General features: G+C 47.7%; 16 protein-coding genes. 1 reads left to right on the forward strand and 15 read right to left on the reverse strand.

Features of this window, described 5'->3' with window-relative positions:
- Positions 1 to 117: 117 nt before the first annotated feature.
- The 15 genes from IFU39_RS05645 to IFU39_RS05710 all read right to left on the reverse strand — a co-directional run bounded on the left by IFU39_RS05645 (position 118) and on the right by IFU39_RS05710 (position 21,276).
- Positions 118 to 1,776, reverse strand: a complete 1,659-nt coding sequence (locus IFU39_RS05645; protein WP_105598722.1) for an ABC transporter substrate-binding protein — start codon at positions 1,774 to 1,776, stop codon at positions 118 to 120.
- Between the two features lie 20 nt (positions 1,777 to 1,796).
- Complete coding sequence (locus tag IFU39_RS05650; protein ID WP_091030502.1) at positions 1,797 to 2,726, reverse strand: carbohydrate ABC transporter permease; 930 nt, start codon at positions 2,724 to 2,726, stop codon at positions 1,797 to 1,799.
- A gap of 27 nt (positions 2,727 to 2,753) precedes the next feature.
- Positions 2,754 to 3,608 carry an ABC transporter permease gene (locus IFU39_RS05655; RefSeq protein WP_036671100.1) on the reverse strand — a complete coding sequence of 285 codons (855 nt, stop codon included), beginning with the start codon at positions 3,606 to 3,608 and terminating at the stop codon, positions 2,754 to 2,756.
- 275 nt (positions 3,609 to 3,883) lie between these two features.
- Positions 3,884 to 6,235, reverse strand: a complete 2,352-nt coding sequence (locus IFU39_RS05660; RefSeq protein WP_192131615.1) for a helix-turn-helix domain-containing protein — start codon at positions 6,233 to 6,235, stop codon at positions 3,884 to 3,886.
- A 293-nt stretch (positions 6,236 to 6,528) separates the two neighbouring features.
- Positions 6,529 to 8,235, reverse strand: a complete 1,707-nt coding sequence (locus IFU39_RS05665; protein WP_150367243.1) for an RICIN domain-containing protein — start codon at positions 8,233 to 8,235, stop codon at positions 6,529 to 6,531.
- An 81-nt stretch (positions 8,236 to 8,316) separates the two neighbouring features.
- Complete coding sequence (locus IFU39_RS33190; RefSeq protein ID WP_274599251.1) at positions 8,317 to 8,451, reverse strand: hypothetical protein; 135 nt, start codon at positions 8,449 to 8,451, stop codon at positions 8,317 to 8,319.
- 59 nt (positions 8,452 to 8,510) lie between these two features.
- On the reverse strand, positions 8,511 to 9,458 hold the full coding sequence (locus IFU39_RS05670) for a carbohydrate ABC transporter permease (RefSeq protein WP_105598719.1): 948 nt from the start codon (positions 9,456 to 9,458) through the stop codon (positions 8,511 to 8,513).
- Positions 9,459 to 9,475: 17 nt separating this feature from the next.
- Positions 9,476 to 10,321 carry a carbohydrate ABC transporter permease gene (locus tag IFU39_RS05675; protein WP_091016283.1) on the reverse strand — a complete coding sequence of 282 codons (846 nt, stop codon included), beginning with the start codon at positions 10,319 to 10,321 and terminating at the stop codon, positions 9,476 to 9,478.
- Positions 10,322 to 10,374: 53 nt separating this feature from the next.
- The gene (locus IFU39_RS05680) at positions 10,375 to 12,951 is read right to left on the reverse strand and encodes a DUF5696 domain-containing protein (protein ID WP_192131617.1); all 2,577 of its coding nucleotides are present in this window, start codon (positions 12,949 to 12,951) and stop codon (positions 10,375 to 10,377) included.
- Positions 12,952 to 12,968: 17 nt separating this feature from the next.
- Positions 12,969 to 13,604, reverse strand: a complete 636-nt coding sequence (locus tag IFU39_RS05685) for a YIP1 family protein (protein ID WP_091016287.1) — start codon at positions 13,602 to 13,604, stop codon at positions 12,969 to 12,971.
- Positions 13,588 to 15,051 carry an NHL repeat-containing protein gene (locus tag IFU39_RS05690; RefSeq protein ID WP_192131619.1) on the reverse strand — a complete coding sequence of 488 codons (1,464 nt, stop codon included), beginning with the start codon at positions 15,049 to 15,051 and terminating at the stop codon, positions 13,588 to 13,590. Before IFU39_RS05690 ends, IFU39_RS05685 begins: the two co-directional genes overlap by 17 nt.
- A 15-nt stretch (positions 15,052 to 15,066) precedes the next feature.
- Entirely contained in the window at positions 15,067 to 15,942 is an 876-nt protein-coding gene (locus tag IFU39_RS05695; protein ID WP_026081082.1) for a carbohydrate ABC transporter permease, read from the reverse strand.
- A 2-nt stretch (positions 15,943 to 15,944) separates the two neighbouring features.
- Complete coding sequence (locus IFU39_RS05700) at positions 15,945 to 16,901, reverse strand: carbohydrate ABC transporter permease (RefSeq protein ID WP_036615906.1); 957 nt, start codon at positions 16,899 to 16,901, stop codon at positions 15,945 to 15,947.
- A 19-nt stretch (positions 16,902 to 16,920) separates the two neighbouring features.
- Positions 16,921 to 19,818 (reverse strand): extracellular solute-binding protein, encoded by a 2,898-nt coding sequence (locus IFU39_RS05705; protein ID WP_192131622.1) that lies wholly within the window; start codon positions 19,816 to 19,818, stop codon positions 16,921 to 16,923.
- Positions 19,819 to 19,923: 105 nt separating this feature from the next.
- On the reverse strand, positions 19,924 to 21,276 hold the full coding sequence (locus IFU39_RS05710; protein WP_091016292.1) for an ABC transporter substrate-binding protein: 1,353 nt from the start codon (positions 21,274 to 21,276) through the stop codon (positions 19,924 to 19,926).
- Between the two features lie 274 nt (positions 21,277 to 21,550).
- Between IFU39_RS05710 and IFU39_RS05715 the strand changes: the two genes are divergently transcribed.
- On the forward strand, positions 21,551 to 22,318 hold the full coding sequence (locus IFU39_RS05715; protein ID WP_047842955.1) for a helix-turn-helix domain-containing protein: 768 nt from the start codon (positions 21,551 to 21,553) through the stop codon (positions 22,316 to 22,318).
- Positions 22,319 to 22,417: the final 99 nt, after the last annotated feature.

Consider the following 22,417-nt stretch of genomic DNA (forward strand, 5'->3'; position numbering starts at 1 on the left):
ATCAATTAAAAAACGTTCCCGGCTCGCATATGTTGACTGCGAACCGGGAACGTTTGGTTGTGCAAATACAGGCAGTACCTTTTCCCGCTCTGACTGGATATAATTCAGATACTTTAATTATTTGGAAACAGAAGAAGTATCATAGGAAGACTGCATGATCTCCAGATATCGATTAATGTTCAGTCCCTCCAGACCTTTCACATATTCATCCCAATCCTTATCCAGACTTTTGGCGCCTGTAATAAATTGCAGGGCGTTCTGATCGATGTAATCCTTGAGATTGGTCTGCATCATGCTGGCTTCATCAGCTTGGGACGGATCTACCCACAATGCCCAATGAGGGAAAATCTCTTTTGGTTCCTTGCCCTCCATTAACAATGTCGCCTCATAGAGACGTCGCTCACCACCATCATTGGCATAGATGTCTGTCCCCTGTACTTCGGAGTCCCGATATGCCTGATAATGATTGTACTGACTCAATGCAGCCCAACTGTCATTACGAGGTTCTTCTCCAGAAGGAAGCGGAATGGCTTTATATAACGGCTCAATCTGATCATTGAGCGCCACTTCTCCTTCTTGTGGTTTGCGCCAGCTTACGCCCTCTTCTCCCAGATATGATGCCATGGTTCCTTCCTGGGTATAGATATAATCCAGCAGCTTTATGGCCGCGATCTGCGTTGCCTCACTGGCTTTGTTTGTCAGTACAAAGGACGCTCCGGGATCAATTGGATAGTTGTACGTAGCATAAGCAGCATGGGGTCCCTTCAATGGAGGGATGGGATTGTAATCATTTCCGTAAGGTGAACCTTCCGCAGTCGTTACGAATAACGATGGATGCATCGCTGCTCCCGCACCAAGAAGCTGTGCATCAGCGTTATCGCCAATTTTTTTGAAGGCCCCCACGTTTTGGGTAAATGCCCCTGGATCAATCAACCCTTCATCGTACAGGGATTTAATATAGGCAAGCCCTTCTTTCCACTCCGGTTTGTTCACTACGGTCTCCACTTTCCCCTGATTGACAATGAGATAATTCCGATCGTCGTCATAGATAAAACCGTTCATCAAGTACGGAATAATGTGCACACCAAAATTTTCAGTCGAACCGCTTAGCGGTACTTCGTCGGCTTTACCGTTCCCGTTCGGGTCTTTCGTTTTAAATGCCCGAAGCATTTCCTTAAATTCTTCTGTCGTCGTGGGTTCGGTCAGGCCCAGTTGTTCCATCCATTTGGTGTTGACCCACATCTTGTTCGGGTATGAACAGTGAAAACATTCATTCAGACCCGTCAGACCATAGATATTTCCGTCGGGAGCAGTGTTCATGGCCCGATAATAGTCATTGCTTTCAAGCACTTTTTTAATATTGGGAGCATGCTCCTCAATCAGATCATTCAGCGGCAAAATAACCCCCTGCTGACCAAACTTCAACAAGTCTGTCTGGGAGAAACGATCTACCCAAGGGATGAGCAGATACAAGTCCGGATAATCACCGGAAGCCAGGGAAATCTGTCTTTTCTCCGCTGCACCGTCGAATGGAACCGTGGTCCAGTTAAACTGAATATCAAACTTCTCTTCCATTTTCTTCGTGAATTTGTTAGTGGACAGGTTGGTATCCGAGCCCTGGTGAGCAAACACATTAATAACTGTCTTGCCTGACGGGGCGCTGCCTTCCCCGTTCCCCTTATCAGAACTTGAACATCCGGCAAGTACCAACGAGGTAAACAGCATACAGGCAAGAATGATGAATCCCGCTTTTTTCAATATAATCCTCTCCCTCATGAATAATAGAAAAAATGAACTTATCCTTTGACTGAGCCAATCAACATGCCTTGCACGAAATACCGTTGAACAAAAGGATAGATAATTAGCACAGGCAAACTGGCCATCACAATTAACGAGTACTTCATGAGTTCAGCCATCTGCTGCTGTTTGATCATTTCCGATGCATCCATGTTCCCCGTACTGCTGTTCAGAATAAGAATACTGCGCAATATCAGCTGTAGCGGATAGAGCGACTGTGATTTCAGATAGATGAGGGCGTCAAAGTATGCATTCCACTGACCGACTGCGTACATAAGTGACAATACGGCGATAATCGGTTTGGCGAGTGGCAGGATAATACTGAAGATAAACCGGATGTCACTGCAGCCATCGATGTCTGCTGCTTCGGACAATTCTTCCGGTATCGAATTCTGAAAAAAGGTACGGGCAATGATGACTTGCCATACCCAGACGGCATTGGGAATCAGCAACGCCCAGCGGGTATCAATCAGTCCCATGGTTTTGACCACCAGATAGGTAGGAATCAAACCGCCCGAGAACAGCATGGTGAAGGTAATAAACATCATTAACGAACTGCGACCAACAAACGTTTTTTTGGATAATGGATAAGCAATCATGATGGTCAGTGCCACGCTGATGAAGGTGCCGCAGGCTGTATAGAAAAGGGAATTAGCATAGCCGGTAAGGACTTGATCATTCCGCAATACAGACTTGTAACCGTCAAACGTCAGGTCAATGGGCCACAACCAGACTTTTCCCGAGGAGACGGCAGCAGGGCTGCTGAGCGAAGAACTCACAATATATATCAAGGGATACAGCACGGCAATCAGCACAACTGTCAGCATGAAATAAACAACCGTTATAAATACGCGGTCCCCCCAGGATTCACGAATCGTACTGCTGCTCTTGATCCGCGAACGTCCTGCATTTGTCTGTGTGTTAGGCATGGGTTGCTTCTCCTCCTTTCGCTCCCGTTACCATAAGCTTGTATTGGACAGTCGCTTGGCGACCGCGTTTACGATTAATAGCAAAATCAGGTTAATCACCGAGTTGAACAGGCCAACCGCAGTAGCGAAGCTGTAATTGGCATTCAGCAATCCTATTTTATAGACATACGTGGAGATGATCTCCGAAGCAGACAGGTTGAGCGGATTTTGCAGCAAATATATTTTTTCAAACCCAACAGCCATGATATTCCCTACACTCAGGATCAGAATGATGACGGCTGCCGGAAGTAGTCCAGGCAGATCAACATTAATGATTTTCTGTATTCGGTTGGCTCCATCCACTTTGGCGGCTTCATACAGGGACGGATCAACACCTGCCAGAGCGGCCAGATATATCACAGCGGAGTACCCCATTCCCTGCCACACATCGGAGAAAACGTAGATGGATCGAAACAGCCCGGGCTCACCGAGAAAATTCACTGCTTCGAAACCAAGGGCACCTGCAATCGTGTTGACAATACCCAGCCTAGGAGACAGAAAGAGCATAATGATGGAGACCATAACAACGGTAGAAATGAAATATGGAGCATACGTCACCATTTGCACCGTTTTTTTGAATCGTATGTTTTTGATTTCGTTCAGCGCGAGTGCGAGTAATATAGGAATCGGGAAACCAACGATCAGGCTGTAAAACGAAATGTAGAGCGTGTTCTTGATTAGCATGACAAACGCCGGATTTTTAAAAAGTAATTCGAAATACTTGGTTCCGGCCCACGGACTGCCCCAGATCCCCTTGATGACGTTGTAATCTTTAAATGCCAGGACCGCATTCACCATGGGTACATACTTGAAAATAATAAAGTAAGCAATCGGTGGCAGGATCAGCAGATACAGCTGCCAATGTCGCCTCCAGCTTCTGGATAATGCTTGCTTCAAGGCAAACGGTTTACTTGGTTTCTCCACGGACTTTGATTCACTGGTCATTGTGGTTCTCAGAATCATCCCCCCATTCTTGGCTCCAAATCGTGCTGAACTGCAACTCGACTTGGTAGCGCTTACTTTTTGAGTAATCATAAGATTACGCTGGGGATGCGTAAAGGTACAGTTATGCTGAGAAAGTACAAAAAGCGAATATAGTTCCCGAGAAACAGCCTACATTAACCGCTATGAACGTCCATTTTCCGAAATACACTCGGAGAAATGCCGCGTACCCGCTTGAAAGCTCGGCGGAATGAATGTGCACTATTATACCCGGTGGCTTCTGCTATCTCGTCAATAGTCTGACCGGTAGAGTGCAACAAGTTCGAGGCAGCATCAATGCGTACCCGTTCTACATAATCGGAAAGATTCTCTCCTGTATGTTCTTTGAACAGTTGGGATATAAACTTCTCGGACTTGCTCATGTGCTCGGCAATCCGATAGATCGTCAAGTTTGCATCCCCATAATTATGTTGGATAAAACAAATCATTTCGCTTACAGTATCCGCATGTGCTCCTGCTCTTCTTCTCTGGAAGTCACCGCAGATGTCTTCTGTTAACTGTTTGAATTTTGCCCGCAGCGAAGTAATCGTTTCTGTCATCTGAATGGATGTCACCCGAGATTTATATTCCTCCAGCAGTGAGGCATCCAGCTTGAATTTTGGTTCGTCCAGCTTCAGAAAAGTCCCCTTCAGCTCCATGATGAACTGCTGCGTCATCTCGTAGGACAGTTCCCGCTCCTCTAAATTACGAAGAAACAATTGCTCCAGAATGCGTATCGCCTCTTCAGGCTCACCGACTTTGATCGTGTTCAGCAGGCGCTGTTCAGACTCAATCGGATAATAGTACATTTCATTTTCCTTCATCGTATCTTCAAATCTCACCAGATGATCTGTTCCCATATGAATGGCATAATCCAGAGCTTGTTTGGCTTCGTCAAAAGAGCGACCCGCATCATTCCAGACCTCGTAAGCTGCACCTGTGCCAATTGTTGTGGATATCCGATGCTCCCGGTAGATCACTTCCATCAAGGTGTTCAGCTCTTTTTCACATCTCCCTATAGCTTCATTCAGTGAGTTCTCATCCAATGGACAGGCAAAAGCGATCTGGTCTGTTCCCCAATCCGTGATCAGCAGCTGCGCATTCCATTCTGTAAGTACTTGTTTGATAAGCAGCCTTGCAACACCCAGTTCATGGATAGTTTCTTCACTGTCCGGATTGGCATATCCGTTTACCTTCACTAAGCCTGCCAAGCCCTTGCTGCTATGAAGAGAAATGTGCGCCTGGGATGAGATAACCTCCAACTCAAGTGAGGTATAGACTTCTCCGGTTAACAAACGTTTGATAAAACCGTCTCTCAACAACGGAATCTGCTCATTCATGGCGTTTTTAAGTGAGTCATTATTAGCAATCAGATTGTTAATATGGCTTGCCAAAAAATCATATTCATTGCCCCGTCTGCCTGGAGAATCGGTGATTTGTTCCCGAAAAGAGGCCAACAATCTGTAAACGGGTGCACTATTCCGATAGGCCAGAAACAGCCCGAATAACAGTCCCAAGGCAATGGTTGCCAAAGTAAAGACCAGCGTGACTTGTTTGATTTGGTCCGCTTTTGTCATGAGTGCTTTCTCCGGAATCCCTGCCATGTAATTCCATCCATTTTGACTGGACTGTATCGATATCAGCAGCCGACCATCACTTCCAGGCTGTACATTCTGCACGTTCAGCTCCGTTTCCCCAGTGTTACCTTCTCTCCGATGATTCTGTGCCATTTGCTCAGCCTCGGCCTGTTCAATGCCAAGGGAGAAAATGATCTGCCCTTCCGCATCGGTGACGAGAGTCCAGCCGCCATATTGATCCACAATATTTTGAGTAAGGCTTGCCATCTGATCCTGATCAATCATGACACCAATCGTCGCTTGCGGTTTGTTGAAGCTGTTCAAAGGCAGAGATTGCAGAAACGTAATGGCGGGAACGTCTGCAAGCACAGTGCCCAGTATTTCACGTTTATAGTTTCGAAGCGGTATGATTTCATTAAAGTGTGGTTGTTTGAGAATTTGGTCATGCCATTGTTCAAACGACATACCGTCCAGCTGATTGGCAGCATAATAATGCTCTGGACGATAATACACAGTTCTTGGTGTGATGATGGCATTGTAGTTCGGAATGTGAATGAAGAAATGAGACAAGTAATCATTGGTACTGCTGTACATGGAGAGGCTCCGCTGCATGCGGTTCATACCGTAGACATTGTAGAGATCATGCGGCTTTGGGCCAGCAATTAAATTTTGCAAATCGGGATTGACGGCAAGTTGTCTGGTAAAAGCTTCGACTTGAAGAAGATTTCGCTCAATGATCTCTTTGCCAAGACTCAGCGACTTCAAACTGTTCTCAATGGAGCTGGAACGGGCTGCTTCAATGGAAGCTCGGTAAGAGGCATATCCCGCAATTTGAGGAATCATTAGAATGACAAGATACGAAATGAGGAATCGGCGGAATACGGGTGAAAATTTGGACCATAGGAGCTGCATATGTACCCTCCCTTTTTTATCAAGCGCTTACATTTCTCTGTGATAAGGTAGCTGTTCAATGATACACCGGGCATTTCTTCCTGGTGAAGGTACAACTTCTTCCTTATGGTACATTTACATACTGCAGTGTACAATGCTTGCATGAAAATAATTGTCACTCTGCGGGTTGACGCACAAATATAGTTGTATTTTACCTTCGCATGGTCTCATTCCCAAAGTATTAAAAACAAACGCAAAAAACCTCCCCAAGACATGGAATGACTTGGGGAGGTTTTTGTTTAACATTGTCCTTATTAATTGCTAACGGCAACAAATTTCCATTGTTGGTTTGTAGCACCTGTGTAGGTGTTCTGCTGCAGCTTGGCTCCATCCGAAGTGGAAGCGTTTGCCACTTCAATCGCTTTATTGCTGTTCACGTTGATGATACTCCAGTACCCGTTACCAAGATCGTTGACCTTAAAATGCTGAGCGGTTGTGTTCAGATTGCTCATGAGTTGAACCGCTTCCCCATTGGTGAGGGTACCGTTGCGAATGTCGATGACTTTGTCCGGCGAGTTCACACTTGTCAGTGTATAGTTGCCGTTACCGATCGAAGTCAGAACCCACTTCTGAGGGTTACCGCCCAGATCGCTCCACTGTTGGAGCTGAAGATTATTTTCATTTTGACCACCAGGAACATCAACAACTTTGTTGGAATGCCGGGCTACGATTTTATAAGTTGCACCGGATACAAGACCCGTTGTCGGTCCGCCACCTTGTCCACTGCCCGGATAAGTCTGGGCACGTTCATGGTACCAGTTGAACAGGAATCGTCCCATGGCACTCCGTGAAGCATCTCCATCCCATTTCAGTCCAGCCGTTGGGTCGGCAAAGGAGCTTCGTGGTCCTTCACTTAGAATGAATCCGTTCATATGAGCTGCAATGCTGACATTGCCTGCTGCGTTGAAAATCGTTTTGGTATTGGTGCCAAACCCTTCATTGCTGCCATTAAACAAGTTCCAATAGGCCGAATCGCCAGGTTTGTTTTTGAACCAGGTTACCTCGGTAATATTAATCGGATATTTGTCAGCGGCTGCCTTCACGTTGGTATTCCACTGGTCTTGCAGGATAGAGAAGTTGTCATATGCGCCATAACCAGGGTACCAGTGAACCGCATATCCATAGTTATTGAGCGGATCAGTCAATGGATGGCTTGCCGTCAAGCTGTAAAATTGGTTGTATCCCAGACCTGCCGCCCAGATGACATTGTCCGCACCTTTGCTGCGAATTGTTGAAATCATGGAATTTTGGAAATTACGTAAGTCATTCCAGTGATCCACAAAGTCATTTTCCCCGTTGTATCCACCCCAATGTCCATTGGCATAGGATTTCACCGGTTCGTTGATCAGTTCGAAGTGAACGTTGTCTGCACTTTTGATCTCCGGGCGTGAAGCGAGATAACCCCAGATTTCGTTGAATTTTTGCAGGTTGGCAGGGGTTGTTGCCTGATCATCCTTCAATGTGAAGTCCAGTCCAAGGACAACATAGACACCTTTTGTTTTAGCATATTGAATGTACGGAATAATTACATTTTGCGTAACGGTCTGCACACCGGCAAAGTTATATGTACCAGCAGCCACATCTCCCATGTCCTGACGATCGATGAACAGACGTACCTGATTCATATTCCAGCCATGATTGCTTCCGTACTTCGCGCTGGTGTCCGCAAAAGTATCGGTAATGTCTTTCAGATAAGCCAGTGTAGCTGCATGACGGTTATTACCGTGCAGATTGAGATAATAATTGCTGTCCTGATATGTCCAGTAGGCACCTGAGGGTTGATGCCAACCGTTCAGTAGCACAGGCTGGTTGTTGCTGTTCACCAGGTTTTTGCCGTTTACGTGCAGCTTGCCCATCGGCATGCCCACCCATGCTTCGGCACGGCTGCCTCCCCATGGAGCAATTGTGATCAATAAAGCCAGAATGAGTACAAGTTTACAAGATGTCATGAACTTCTTCACTTTAATTCCTCCTGATCTGATATATTGCCTTGCAATAACGCGAGTATGCTCCGTCAGAATATCTCTGATCAAACAGGTCGCTCAGGTCGGCGCCCGCTCCCGCAGCCCGTTCCACACCAGCAGGGGGATCCTGCGCAGGGAAGGATCGCGGTTCTGCTGTGAGCAGACGTTCATGAGATCGTTACATGCCCCCTTTTCATAGATGGAATGTTGCATGATGTTCCTCCTCCCTCTTCCAGTCTGATCCCACTCCAAACGTACATATGAAACTTAACTTAACCGACGATTCCCGTACGCTCTACACTCTCTACGAAATATCGTTGAACAAACAAATAGATGACGATCAAAGGCAGAATGGCAAGAAGAATTCCTGTATCCTGGATCATGCTCAGATAGAACGGATCGGCCTGGGAAGCTGCACCGTCAGTAACCTGCTGGGCCAGATTATACGGAAGGGACGATAACTGAGTCGACATGACTTTACTTGAAGTCAGATAAGTCGTCGTATAGAAGCTGTCGTTCCACTGCCATACGAAGGAAAACAGCATGACTGTTACCATCGACGGAATGGCATTGGGCAGCATGATTCTTGAAAATGTTCGCCCGATGCCCGCGCCGTCCACATAGGCCGCCTCCTCCACTTCCTTCGGAATACCTCTGAAGAATTGCCGGAAGATAAAGATATACAAACCGGCTTTAAGTGAATTGGCCGTAATCGCCGTCAGAATAAACGGCCAATAGGTATTAAGCAAATTAACAGGTTTTCCGGCTATAAGCGTCATAAGCCCCATCAGGTCAAAGCTTTTCAGATTCAGGTATACCGGAATGAGAATGGTCGTTGGCGGTACAAGAATCGTCAGAATTACACCAGCAAACAGCCAGTTGCTTCCCCTGAATTTCAGTCTGGCGAATCCGTATCCTGCAAGTGCACAGGATGCTGTAGTCAGCAGTGTAGTCGTTGCAGACAGGGCAAACGTATTGAACAGCGTTGCCCAGTAATCCATTACGCGTATCGCCTCTTTGAAATTGTCGATGGAGAAGTTCTGTGGAATCCATACCACCACTGCCGAATACAGATCACCTTTAGCTTTGATGGATGTGGAAACCTTCTGAAATATGGGAAACAGGATAACGAAGGAAAGCCCGGTAATCAGAACGAATCGGATCATGGCCCACAGCCAGCCTTTCCAATGCTCCAGCGATAATAATCGTGATGTTGTCACGTGGGACACCCTCCTTTCTAATCTTGATAGAAGACTCGCTTCGAGAAAATGATGTTTACGATAACCAGAATGATGGCAATGGCCAGAAAGTAGACCCATGCCATGGCAGAACTTAATCCAAAGTCAAATTTGACGAAGCCGGTATCCCGGATCAGTTCCGTCATGGCGTTATTGGCAAATGAATCAATGATGGTATAGATCGCATTGACAAAAATAAGCGGGCTGACCATCGGGAACGTAATTTTCCAAAAGGCTTCATAACCCGTCGCCCCTTCCATCTTCGAAGCCTCATACAGTTGAGGGGAAATCGTCTGGATCCCTGCCAAAAAGATCAAAATTTGTACACCGGATTGACTGACGATCTGATAGATCCGATCTACGGCGCTGCTCAGATATGTGACGATCCAATCGCTCACTCCGGCGTTAACCATCAGATTTTCGAGTTCAAATGTCCCAAGTGAGCTTCCACCTGTGCTGCTCTGATTAACCGCGTCAATCAGGCTGGTGCTCTCCAGTGTCATAATCACTCCCGATGCGAGAATAACGGGCAGGAAAAAGATCGACCGCGCTACAGCCCGGCCCCTGAACTTCTGATTCAGGATGACGGCAAGGAACAGACTGAATATAACGATAAGCGGTACGTTGATGAGTACGTCTGTGATCGCCTCAATTAACGCACGGTTAAAGCTTGTATTGACGGTCAGCGCCTGAATGTAATTGGCAACACCGTTAAACTGAATCGCTATGCCTTCCGCGTTAGCCTGAATTGTACTCATGCTGTATCGCAGAGAGGCTAACAGCGGAATGAAGAAAAACAACACAAAACCAATGAGCCAGGGAAGCACGTAGATTACGCCCCACATGGCTTTCTGCTGAGCATACGTACGACTTCCCCATTTCCATTTCAGGAGCGTCTTCAGAGCTGCTCACCACCAGTCACATAGCTTTGGGCTTCCACTGTATCGTTGTCAACTTCTACAGGGAAGTCGTTATAATTGACGATTACGAACCCGCCACCTTCATATGTTGTCCGGAAGACGCCCTCCTCCAGGGATTCATGGGACATCATGGAACGTCCGGCAAACGGTTGGTTCACCTGGTTCACCTCGTTGTAGATCTCGGCAGCCAGATCGATCCATTGTTCATAATTCGCCGCGTAGAGATCATCATAATCCGTTTCTTTCACAACATGGTTTGGCGCATTGAACCATGCAAAGTAAGGACTGGCTCCATATTCAATCAGCTTCAGCACATATTGCCTTGCATTGGTGTATGTGGAGAGATTGTATGGCGTCCCCGTATAACCGATGCTGCCGTGTACAACGAGCTGATAGAACGGAATCTCTTCATCCTCCAGCTTGAAACGACTGCTGGTCATCGGCGCATCTGTCAGACCAGTTACATACGGCAGGGCATAAGCGTTCCCGCCTTCAGCAACAAGCGAGCCAGCCTGCTGCCCGATCTGTTCAAGTGCCTTCTTTACGGAGCCAAGCGCTTGTGTTCGGTCCACCAGCTTTTTCGGATTCATATCGCTGTTTAACTGAGCTGCCAGATCATTCAGGCTTAGCGACAGTCCATCCTTTTGAAGGGACCTCAGCTCATCTAACATGTCTGCCGTCACGTCCTCCAGCTTGTTGGGTGAAAGCACATAGGATGGTGAACGATCCCGGTCCCGCCTCTGGATGGCCTGGTTCATCGGATACAAGACCGCCGGTTCCTGAGTTAATGTGCGCGAAGCTTCTTTGGACGGTTTAAACCCTTTTTTGGATTGCACATTCAGCAGAGCGATATCGGGATAGAAACCGATGCCCGCTTCTTGTGTGTATGCGCTGAATTCCCGCAATCCCTTTTTCCCACCTATGGCGCCGTCTACTTGGATGGAATCCGGCAGTCGATGATGAAGTCCGCCGTTAAGCCATCCCGCATAGCGCACCTGAATATTGGATACCTTCTTCTCCGTCAAGGAGGAGAGAATGTTTTTGGCTTCATCAAACGTGGTCAAAGCCTCCGTTGAATCATACGGTATGCCCAGCATATGCTGCCTTGTTGTCATGCCGCCGAACAGTTGCAGATAAAAGGGAACGTTACTCTGCTCCTTGCTGGCGTTCAACTCGGGAAGTCCGCCGTTTTGCATCAGATAATCCCGATAGAGAGATGCAAGCCCTGAGTACGAGGCCTTATCCGCCCCCACAAAAGCATATCGAACGACAAAGTCGGACACCGTCGGTTTCTTCTGGAATTTCGGAAGTGTACGAACCATATCACTTGCCTGAAGCGTCACATCGCTCTTGTTCACTACATAGAAGCTTGGATATACGTTGTTGTAACTGTTCAGTTTGCCGCTGATATCGGCATTCACAACTGCGACGGCATCCCCTTCTTCAATAATGCCCAGGAAAGCCCCCTCTTTCCGAATCAGTCCAAATACCGGCAACCTGGCTCTGGCTTCATTCGAACTTGCTTCCCGCAGTTTCATGGTCATATCCGGTCCGTATATATCTTGTTGATAGGCAGGATACTGCAGCTTGCCATTGTTAAAATGGATCAGCGCTCCCGAACCGTCCGGCACCAGTATGGATCCCTCTTCTTCTGTACCCCCGGCCCCGAAATAATCCATTACAGATATGCTGTTGATCGGATATTCCTCCGGAAAATGAATGCCTGAGGACGGAACACGCACGAGCAGATCCTCTCCATCCAGCTCATATTCCATCGTAAGCATAAACAGCCGTGGTCCACTTCGTTCCTCTTCAATGCCAAACTCGGCGTGATCCTGAGCCAGATCCTCCGATGTGTAACCGGCTGTGTCAAAAGCTTTCAAGGCTCGGGACAATTGCAATCCTTGCATCGCCTTATCAATCCGGACGTAAGCGCCTTCATCCTTGTCTTCCGCATAACCGACCTTCAAGGCCCGTTGCCCGGCCTTGTCTAGCTGTGCAAGCAGCTTTTGTTCAAATCGCTCCTTGCTGATCTTCATCGGCAAGTCTTCTATGGATCGCTCAGTGCTTCCAAACTGGTAGTGGACCCGCACGCCGCTTGGCAGCACCTCGTAGCTTATCTGCTTGTGTGCAACACTATCCGTGAAAGAATTCACGGTGCTGCTCTGTCCGAGGCTGTTGAAGAAGCTGAGCTTCGTTTGTGATGACAAAAGGTCTTTGTTTATCCCGGCTGCAACCCCATCCTGCTCACGATTTGCAGGATTGCTGCGCCAGATCTGGCCGCTCTGCGTGTGAATCACTGCAATCTCGGCAGTCTCTTCGTTAATGAACAACTGCAGCGCAGCATTCTGCGCAATGCCTACCATGCCGGGAAGGCGGACATCGCTGAAAGATGATTTCAGTTTCTCTCCGGGAGGCAGGGAGGGAAAGTCCGTCGGATCTGCGGCAGTCACTGTCTCGTGAGCGGGCGGTGTTGGCGAGAATTGACAACCGCCAAGAAGCAGACTTCCCGCGAGCAGCATTCCTGTTATTTTTTTGGCTACGGTATAATTCATAACAATTTCCTCCTCCCTTAGCCCCGAAGCACTAATTCCTGATAGATGGTTACGACAAACGATACAATCTGCTGTACAAGACTAAAGAATAACAGGCACAGAAATGCCATAAACGCCATCGCTACAAGTGTCAGCAGCATGGTGAGCACCGTTTTGGCTGGTGTGTACTGATGAACCGTCATATTCCCCACAAATAACAGATATACCGTCCATGCAACGGCGAGTGCATTGGAGAAATAATAAAAGGCAGTTTCCTGCGCAGAGATCACAAGACTCAGCCAGATCCATGGGAAATGAATGAGGAACAACGGTACCAGTGCAAAACACGTTGACATGAAAATTTCGGAGAACTTGCCTTCCCCGTCCATCAATGTGGTTAACGACCAGTTAGCCACACACCAAAACAGTACCGGTATAATGACATATAACATTTCGAGCAGACTGTTCAGGTACTTTGGATTACTGAGATTAATGAGAAAACCGCTGTACTGGGCATGCAAAATTTTGGTGATGACCAGAAGCACCAGGATCATGAAAGCAATCAGCAGTGAGTTTCTCTGGTTCCGTTCATATTTCAATTCCCAGTATCCGTCAAACGGATGAAAAATCAGATGCAGCGGGTACTGGTATAGTTGCTTACTTGATGCCTGCATTCGTAGTCCTCCTTTTCTGCCTGCGAACGATGATGACGGTGACAATCGCAGCGACAGCCAGGAATATACCGGACATCATCCATGAAAAATGTTCACGCATCAGCTCTTTGCGGTACAAAAGAAAAGCTTTGGAATACCCTTTGGGCTCCATGCTGCGCTTGAAATATTTCGCAGACTCGGCGTATTCCTTCTGACGAAGCAATGCTTTGCCAATTCCCGCGTACGCATATTCCAAGTTAGCGTTCATCTCGGCAGCTTGGGCAAACAGCACCGAAGATTGATCTTCATCACCGTTATAGTAGCTACGCACCGCTTCGTGGAGTGTACGTCCGTATTCAGTTGTTTGAAAGACGGTGATTTCACCAAGCGCTTTATCCAGAACTAACATCCGGTCTCCCGCACGTTCCAGGGCAACAGGTGTATTAAACTGGCCCAGCCGGTTCCCGATACCGCCATAAATATGGAGTAGATATCCGTCTCCATTGTAGGTGAAGATTCGACCCTTGCTGGAATCAAGTACGGAATACATGTCACTGTCACCCACATCCACATCAATCAGGCGGGATGGCCCTGCTTCCTGGGTATACAGCAAATCCCCCTGCGGAGTCTGATAGCCTTCTCTGCGCAAAATGTCTGTACCCTGGGCATTCAGCTTCTTGACCGGATCTTTGCCGCGATCCCCGCTAGTGGCGTAGATAAAGCCCTCTTCATCCATGTCCAGATTGGTAAATTCCGTTGGAGTGAACATCACCATCTGACTGCGCTGCTCCCGTGTTGCAAACCGTTTCCAAAGATATTCCACCGGGTCCACCTGAACTCTGTTCGCTCCAATGAAGGAAGAGAACGTACCATCGGCGCTGAACTCCATGAATCCATCAAATACGCCTTCGGCCATGACGTAGATACGCTCCCCTTTGTCCATAACAATTCGCATCGGTTTAAACTGGAAGTCTGCTTTTAGCAGATCCGATTGTGGTTCAGACACAATCTTGACCAGCTTCCCCTGTTCATCCAGATGCACCACCCGGTGATTATCCGAATCAGCGACCAGCAGATGACCTTTTTCCGTGACGTACAATCCCTGTGGATTTTTAAAATGATCTTCCTTGCCTTCCTGCTCAAATGAATCAATCGTCCGTACCAGCTTGAAGTTGCGATCCATCTCAATGATGCGGCCATTGCCCGAATCGAGCACAAAGACGTGCTGATTGGCGGTAACATGCATGTCACTTGGCTCTTTCATAGGAGTTGTGTTCAGCTTCTTGCCGGTGATAATGGTTGTTGCCTCATATGCCGCCGGTGAAGGAACTGCGTCACCCCAGAAGGAATAATGATACGCATCCGTTTTACCATCTGCATTCACGTAGGGTGCCTCTTGAACGAACAACAGGAGGCAGATCATGCCCATGATGATCGATTTACGTTTTTTCCATGTGCTTCTCCGCACCTCGCTGCCTCCTTTCTACTCTTTCATGCCCGAAGTGGCCATCGTCTGCATAACACTGCTCTGAGAGATAATAAACAGAGTGATCGGTACAATCATCAGCAGCAAGGCAACAGCCGCACCTACACCGGCTCTTGCGATCCCTCCCTGCACAATCTGACTGAGCGCATAATGCAGCGTTTTGAGATTTTCACTGTAAATGAAGCTTCCGCCATCCGTTCCCCATAACGCTGGAAACTGCAGGATCATGAGCGTGAGCCATGCCGGCTTCACATTGGGCATCACGATGCTCCAGAATATCCGGTATTCATTGGCTCCGTCGATTTTGGCTGCCTCCAGCAAAGCATCGGGAATCTGCTCCATGAACTGTTTCATCAGGAAAAGTCCTAGCGAGAACGCAAGTGATGGCACAATAATGGACGCATGAGTGTTAATCCAGCCAAGCCAGGACATCACCATGTAGTTCGGAATCGCCGTAACATGCGGCGAGAACATCAGGGACAGAATGACAATGGTGAACAACACTTTGGAACCCGGAAAACGATACTTCGCCAGCGGATAAGCTGCTGCAGATGCAAGAAGGATATGCCCCGCTGTGCCAAGTATCGTAATGAGCAATGTGTTGGCAATATAGCGGGATAACGGCACCCACGAATTGCCCATGAGGTTGATCAAATCGGCAAAATTCTCCGTTGTCGGATTGTTCACCCAGAAACGCGGCGGGAAAATAAACAGCTCATCCAGCGGCTTGAATGCATTGTTGACTGCATAGATGAGCGGAAGCACCATAAAGGAGCCGAACACGCCCAGCAATGCAAATAACATCAGGCTGACGGTAAATGACCGATTGAGCCTTTTTGGCATGCCAAACACGGCACGTACTTTGCTGGTCATCGTCATTCACCTATCTTTCTAAGCATTTTTTGCGTGAAAACGTTTGTACCCAGCATCAGGGCAAACAGAACCGTTGCGATGGCCGAGGCATACCCCATCTCGAAACGAATGGTTCCAAAGTCCATCAGATGTGTGACAACTGTGTGTGCCGCATAGTTTACGCTCGGGAAACCTGCCAGTGCGATGGAGATCTCAGCTACGGCGAAGGAAGCAGTAATCTGCATTACCGCACCAAACATCAGCTGCGGTCTCATCGAAGGCAAGGTGATGTACCAAAGCTCCTGCCAGCGGTTTTTGATCCCGTCTACGGTTCCTGCTTCAACCAGAGAACGATCAATGGTTTGCAGTCCTGCAATAAAGGCCAGGAAGCTGGTTCCCAGGCTCAGCCACAGCTGTACAATAATGACGATTGCCAGTACATACTTCTCGTCTGCGAGCCATTGGATCGGTTCCAGTACGACGCCAAGGCGCATCAGAAATCCGTTCATATACCCGTAGCTGTCACCCGAGAAGATGATCAGCCAGATGAAAAAGACGTTGCCCGATATGGATGGGGCATAGAAAACCAGCGTCATGACCGCTCGAATTTTAGGAGACAGCTCATTGATGATCCACGCAAACAAAAAGCAGGCAATATAACTGAGAGGGCCTGTAATTACGGCAAAAAGCAGCGTGTTTTTGAGCGCGATCAGAAATACGTCATCGTTCAGGAAAAGCCGGGAATAGTTCTGCCAGCCGACAAATCGCGGCAGCTCCAGCATATTGAAATGAAAAAAGCTGAGCCCGAGTGAAATGCCGACCGGAATGACAGTAAACATGAAAAAAATCAGCATAAACGGTGCCATCAATACATAATAATGCCTGCTAAGATACAGATCCCGCTTCAATAGGGACCACCAGCCGACCTGGCGGGTATGGACGGCAGGAGCGGCGGCTGTCTTGGTAGTTTTAGCTTGCAACCGTTACCCTCCCTTTCCTCTATTTCAGATTAAATTCCTTGCGTTTCAACTCTATTTCATCATCAATGTACAATACATAGTCTGATAAGGCTTCACGCGGATTTTCATTTGCATTGACCACTTTGCGGAAGGCGTTGTCCAGATGTCGTCCCGTGAAATAACCTCCAGGAAGCTGCGGGATTCCCTGTACCCATTCCCATTGTTTCTCGAGATTTTGATAATCCTTCACAGGCCAAGGCAATTGCTTCAAGGCTTCGATATTGGCCGTCGGGTAACGGGCAGCCGCTCCCATAAGACCTTCCATTTCTCTCCCGTATTCAATCTGGGTCTGCTCAGCAGTCCACCATTTCATGAACTTCCACGCCGCTTCCTTGTTGTCGGCATTTTCGAGCATCATCACCGCGCTCGTAGCGCTGGCCACTTCATGCCGTATGGACCCATCCGGAAGCTGTGTACCTGGAACAATCGTAAAGTCCCAGAGATTGCGGATTTCCGGAGCCATAACCGTCAGCATGTTATACGTGGTGTAATCAGCAATTCCGATCGGCATTTCCCCGGTACGGAAGCGGTTCGGAAAATCGGCTTTGAGCGGAAACTTGTAATTGGTATAAAATTGCGTCCAGCGTTTGAACGCGTCCATTGAAATCTCCGAATCCAGTGCACTTTTCTTCTGGTCTTCGGTGTAGAACGTTCCGTCATTCTGATATAACAACATCGCAAAGGTTGAATTGGGAACCAGGTTGGCATTGTTCAGCGTATCCTCAATCGGCAGATAAAACTCCATGTTATGCTTCTGCAGCACGGCGATGGCGTTATATACGTCCTGCCACGTTTTCGGTGGTTCGAGGCCCAGTTCATTCAGAATATCTTTGCGGTAAAAGAGCATTGGAAAATGCTGCTGCTCCGGAAGGGCATATACCCCGTCGTTGTAGCGGTAAGGCGTCAATCCGCTTTCACGGAACCTGTCCGAAATTTCCTCGAAATCGGGGAACTGGCTTAGATCCGCCGTTGCATTCCTCATCGCATAGTTCACCGGAATGTCTTCGCCCATCTGCATGGCAACATCCGGTCCTTCCCCCGAGAGTGTTGCGGGCAGCAAAATATTAGGCGGAACGAGACGTAACTGCACGGACACATCCGTATCCGGGGTAAACGAATCGTCGATCATGCCTTTCAGTACTTGGGCCTGATCTCGTCCGGTCGTGATCCATACGGTGATGGCATCCTTCTTTTGTTCCACGTTACCAATGCTGTCGTAATCTTCGGTATACGAGGCAACATATGCGCCCAGTTCGTGCTTCACCTGCTGGACGGTGCTCGCTTCCGCTTTTGGCAGCGATTCACCCGGCGGAGATACGACAAGGTAATCCAACGTAATCGGCTGTTCACGTACCGATAGAATCCATGTGCCGAGACCACCTACGTTAATTTTGAACGTATCCAGCCGTTTGGGAACCGTCTCTGGTCTGGAGGCCATATCTTCAAGCTGCAATACCATGGCGTGCAGTACGGCCACTTTGTCACTTTGCTCACCCGTGGCCTTTTCCAGGTAATCTGCAACGGAGCGCAAGGTGTCAGCTTGTTGTTCAAACACCTCCGTCATCTCCGGAATACGCCGTTCCAGTTGGTAATCCCGCAATGGGTCCGGACTGTTGGAGGTGATCATTAATATTTTGCGATACATCTCATTCAGTTCCAGCACGCTGGATTCCACGGTCCGCAGCAGCGGAGCGATGTCGCCAAGTGTAACCGTCATTCGGATTCGGTGTTTCCCTTTTTCAAGATGAAACTGATATGGCTTATCCTCTCCCGAACCCAACACCTGATTTTGCCAAGCCGGGCTGTAATTAAATCGAATGCGTTTCATTTCCTTAAACGGCACTTCACCGTTAATCGTCAGACTGCGGGTGGCATAGATGCCACGCAATTGATCCTGCTTCACCTTAAGCGCCAGTTGATATAGTCCGTCTTCCGGCACGTCAATTTCCCATTCAATCCATTCGCCCGGCAGTTTCCAATTAATGCCCCCGATGGCGTTCATCCGAATTTTCGATACATTATAAGGCTCGAGTGAAGGACTTGATCGGTCCGAGATTGGTGCAAGTGTAGGAGATGATTTGCTAACAGCTTCCTCCCCCTGAACTTTCAACATGACAGGAGCCGATTGTTTCAAGCCGAGTGAGGCATAGGTCTGCTCCAGCTCTGCATAGGAAGGAACTTCGCTTTCTTGGTACAGCTCGATATAATCGATCGCCATGCTTTCTCTTAATGAAGTGAGCGATAACTTCTGACTGCCTTTTTCAAAATAAAACTGAAACGGTTCCTCGAAGTACCCTGCACTGTCCTTGAAGGAAGTCAGTTGCCATTCGGGCTGCTCCACTTGTCTTGGTCTAAGCTCATTGCCACGATCGTCCTGCCGGACGTTATCCTCGCGATTCCCCCATACCCTGTCAAACAAAAGAATATCGGCCCCTCTGAAGGGAACCTTACCATTAAGCTCAAGCTTGCGTTCGATCCCGGAGCTTTTGCCTTCTACGGGATAATAGTGAATGCGAATGTTGTACAAACCGCTCACTTGAACGGGAACATCCCAGCGAATGGTTCCAGTTTCCGGCGTAATTACGGCATTTCCGTCTAATCCGGCGTACCCTTGCACAACCTCAAATTCCCCATCCTCTGCCTGAACATAAGATTCGCCTTCGATGCGTACGATTTCATCCGGTTTGGCCGTATTGTCATGAGCAGTCAGATAATGCTCATAACTGAATGAATCCTCGGTTCCCGATACCGCCTCAAAGTCCTCAAGCGCATGTACCGTTCCCGGATTACGATCCCGCGATGGATATAGTGTCCATATGGAGAGCACCAAGGCCAGGACAAGCACCAGGATTAGTCCCTTTTTCTTACGTGACCGCATGTTTGATTGTATCCCCTTTCCTGTAAGCGTTGAGAGAACTGAACGATTGACTAACCCGGACAGACCGCACCTTCACTGGTGCGTTCTGCCCGTGTAACGTGATACTTATTTGTAAACCTCATCAATCGCAGCCTGGAAAGGAGCCTTGTATTTCTCGATCAGCGTAGATACGGATACCCCTTCTTTGAGTTCCCCATCAAAATCCCAGAACGGCAAGGACGGGAATGTGTTATGGTCGAGAACCAACATACCTTCCGCTACCTCTCTGGCATTGTTGATATCTGCTTCATCGGTCAGATGTGTCTCCAGTGTGGATTGTCCCGGGTATTCATAGATCGATTCGATCTCATTAATTTTCTCCCAGATGTACATCAGTTGTTCCGGATTCTCTACCGCTTTTGGAATCGTTATAGCTTGGTAACGTGACTCACCGGAGTGATACGCTGTTGCACTTGGACCTTTTGGAAACGGTACAAAACCAATATCGTAGTCCTGCATATCCGTCATAATACCTTCGACTTCGTACATGGCACCTGAATACATCAAGGTGTTGCCTTGACGGAAGAACGTGGATGGCTCTGTCCAATCGCCGCCCTCAGAAGCTCTGCCGACCTTCTCGGTAGCCAGTTTGGACAGGAAGTTCAACGCTTCTTTCGTTTTTGGATCTTCCAGGTTCTGCTTATCCTCTTTGGTCAGAGAAGCCTCGTTGGAATACAGAATCGGTTCCAGCAAGCCCGTTTGCGCGAGTCCCCAAGTGTCCAGCTTGCCATCATTGTTTCGATCCTTGTTCGCTTGCTTGGCAACGCTGATGAACGTATCCCAGTTCCATTCATCGGCATCCACATACTCCTGAAGTGGCTTCAAGCCGAGCTCTTGCATGAGTGTGCGATTATAGAAAATTCCGTTGATAAACGAGGACTGGTCCTCGGTAAAGCCGTAACCTTTGCCTTCATACTGCATGTATTCCTTGGTTGTTTTCTGGTTGAATACCTTGTCGTTTTTAATATAATCATCCACCGGCCATAACAGATCCTGTTTGGTCAATGCCGGAATGGCATAGTTTTTGCCCAGTCTCACCAGATCGCCAAGCGGTTCACCAGCCATCAGGGAAGCAACTACTTTTTCCTGATATTCACCGAAATCGATGGAAACATATTCAATATTAAAGTTGTGTTTTTTCTTCAGCGCTTCGAGATTCTCAAGGCGTTGAATGTTGTCCGGGTTGTTCCCCTGTATTTCCATGTCCCACCAAGCAACAACCTTGATGGTTCTGCCACCCATGTCAAAGTCCATTTCTGGCGTGGAGTTTTCATTCTTTGGCTCGGTTTCCGCGGGTTTTTGTTCCTCCTGTGTTGTCTTTTCCGGCTCAGGTTGAGCGGTAGGTGCAGAACTGCACGCAGCAATCACCAACAAGACCGCAAATACCAGGCTCAGTAGCATGAACTTGTTTTTTCTCATCGTCTTCCCCCCTGATTGTCGTTTGCTATCACAGTGTATCGTTCAAATGAAAGTGCAAACAACCTGCCGAAATACAGATGTTTACCCGGGCTGAATATAGATTCGCGTAATTTTGCACGAGCAAAGTGCATTATAGGTTTTAATTGGTAAAGAAATGCACTGTCTACAAAAATATGCACATTGTATGCGCTTTCTTTTATTACCATAATGAAATTAAGTCAAATTTCAGTTAATCTAGCGCATTACAATTCAGCAGAAGGTGAGGTATTGCTTCATGTATGATATTTTACTTGTGGATTTCAGCCGTCGTTTGTGCGGGGAGTTGCAACAGATGTTGCTACGGAGCAAAGCTCAATATACTATCGCAAATTGTGTGTTCTCATCGGCCGAGGCTTTGACCGCATTGTCAGAACGAGACTTTTCCCTTGTTATGGTACATACAGAGAGGTTTGATACCGCGGGGCTCTGGTTATGCAACGACATTCGAAAAAAAAGTCAGATACCTATCCTCCTGATGGGTGGAAGAGATCACTTCAGGTTCGTACGCAAAGCCCTGACGTATCAGGTAAATGATTATCTCCCGTATCCAGTTAGTCCTTCTTCTTTACTTAACAGTCTGCATGGACTTAGATCCCATCTTGAAACCGACCCGGCACACAAAACGTCGTCGTTCTTCAAAACACCTGTTCAAATGAACGGTAAACCCATGCACTCCAGTCATGTTATTCGTATCGTCAAGGCCTATGTACGGGATCATCTGAGTGATGAAATCACGCTGAAGAAGATCTCTGACATGCTTCATTTTAACTGTGCGTACCTCGGACAGAAGTTCAAGCTGGAAGAGAAAATGTCTTTCAATGATTATATGCTCCAGCAACGTATGGAAAAGGCACAGCAGTTGTTGTCTTCCACGAATCTGCGAATATATGAGATTGCTATTGAGGTAGGCTATAAGGATATTGATTGGTTCTATAAAAAGTTCAAAGCGTATGCCGGATCAAGTCCCAATGCTTATAGAAGACAAAAAATCCACACGGCCTAAAGGTGGATTGCCGAATCGGTTTGTGTATCGATTAGATAATAACTACAAAAAAACGCAGGATGTATTCTTCTTCCTGCGTTTTTTTGTAGTTGTTTGGGT

The sequence above is a fragment of the Paenibacillus sp. CFBP 13594 genome (assembly GCF_014842675.1).
Lineage (GTDB): Bacteria > Bacillota > Bacilli > Paenibacillales > Paenibacillaceae > Paenibacillus > Paenibacillus amylolyticus_B.

Coding starts and splice junctions, on each gene's coding strand:
- IFU39_RS05645 (WP_105598722.1), bottom strand. CDS start 1,776: ATGAGGGAGAGGATTATATTGAAAAAAGCGGGATTCATCATTCTTGCC.
- IFU39_RS05650 (WP_091030502.1), bottom strand. CDS start 2,726: ATGCCTAACACACAGACAAATGCAGGACGTTCGCGGATCAAGAGCAGC.
- IFU39_RS05660 (WP_192131615.1), bottom strand. CDS start 6,235: ATGCAGCTCCTATGGTCCAAATTTTCACCCGTATTCCGCCGATTCCTC.
- IFU39_RS33190 (WP_274599251.1), bottom strand. CDS start 8,451: ATGCAACATTCCATCTATGAAAAGGGGGCATGTAACGATCTCATGAAC.
- IFU39_RS05675 (WP_091016283.1), bottom strand. CDS start 10,321: ATGTGGGGCGTAATCTACGTGCTTCCCTGGCTCATTGGTTTTGTGTTG.
- IFU39_RS05680 (WP_192131617.1), bottom strand. CDS start 12,951: ATGAATTATACCGTAGCCAAAAAAATAACAGGAATGCTGCTCGCGGGA.
- IFU39_RS05685 (WP_091016287.1), bottom strand. CDS start 13,604: ATGCAGGCATCAAGTAAGCAACTATACCAGTACCCGCTGCATCTGATT.
- IFU39_RS05695 (WP_026081082.1), bottom strand. CDS start 15,942: ATGACCAGCAAAGTACGTGCCGTGTTTGGCATGCCAAAAAGGCTCAAT.
- IFU39_RS05705 (WP_192131622.1), bottom strand. CDS start 19,818: ATGCGGTCACGTAAGAAAAAGGGACTAATCCTGGTGCTTGTCCTGGCC.
- IFU39_RS05710 (WP_091016292.1), bottom strand. CDS start 21,276: ATGAGAAAAAACAAGTTCATGCTACTGAGCCTGGTATTTGCGGTCTTG.
- IFU39_RS05715 (WP_047842955.1), top strand. CDS start 21,551: ATGTATGATATTTTACTTGTGGATTTCAGCCGTCGTTTGTGCGGGGAG.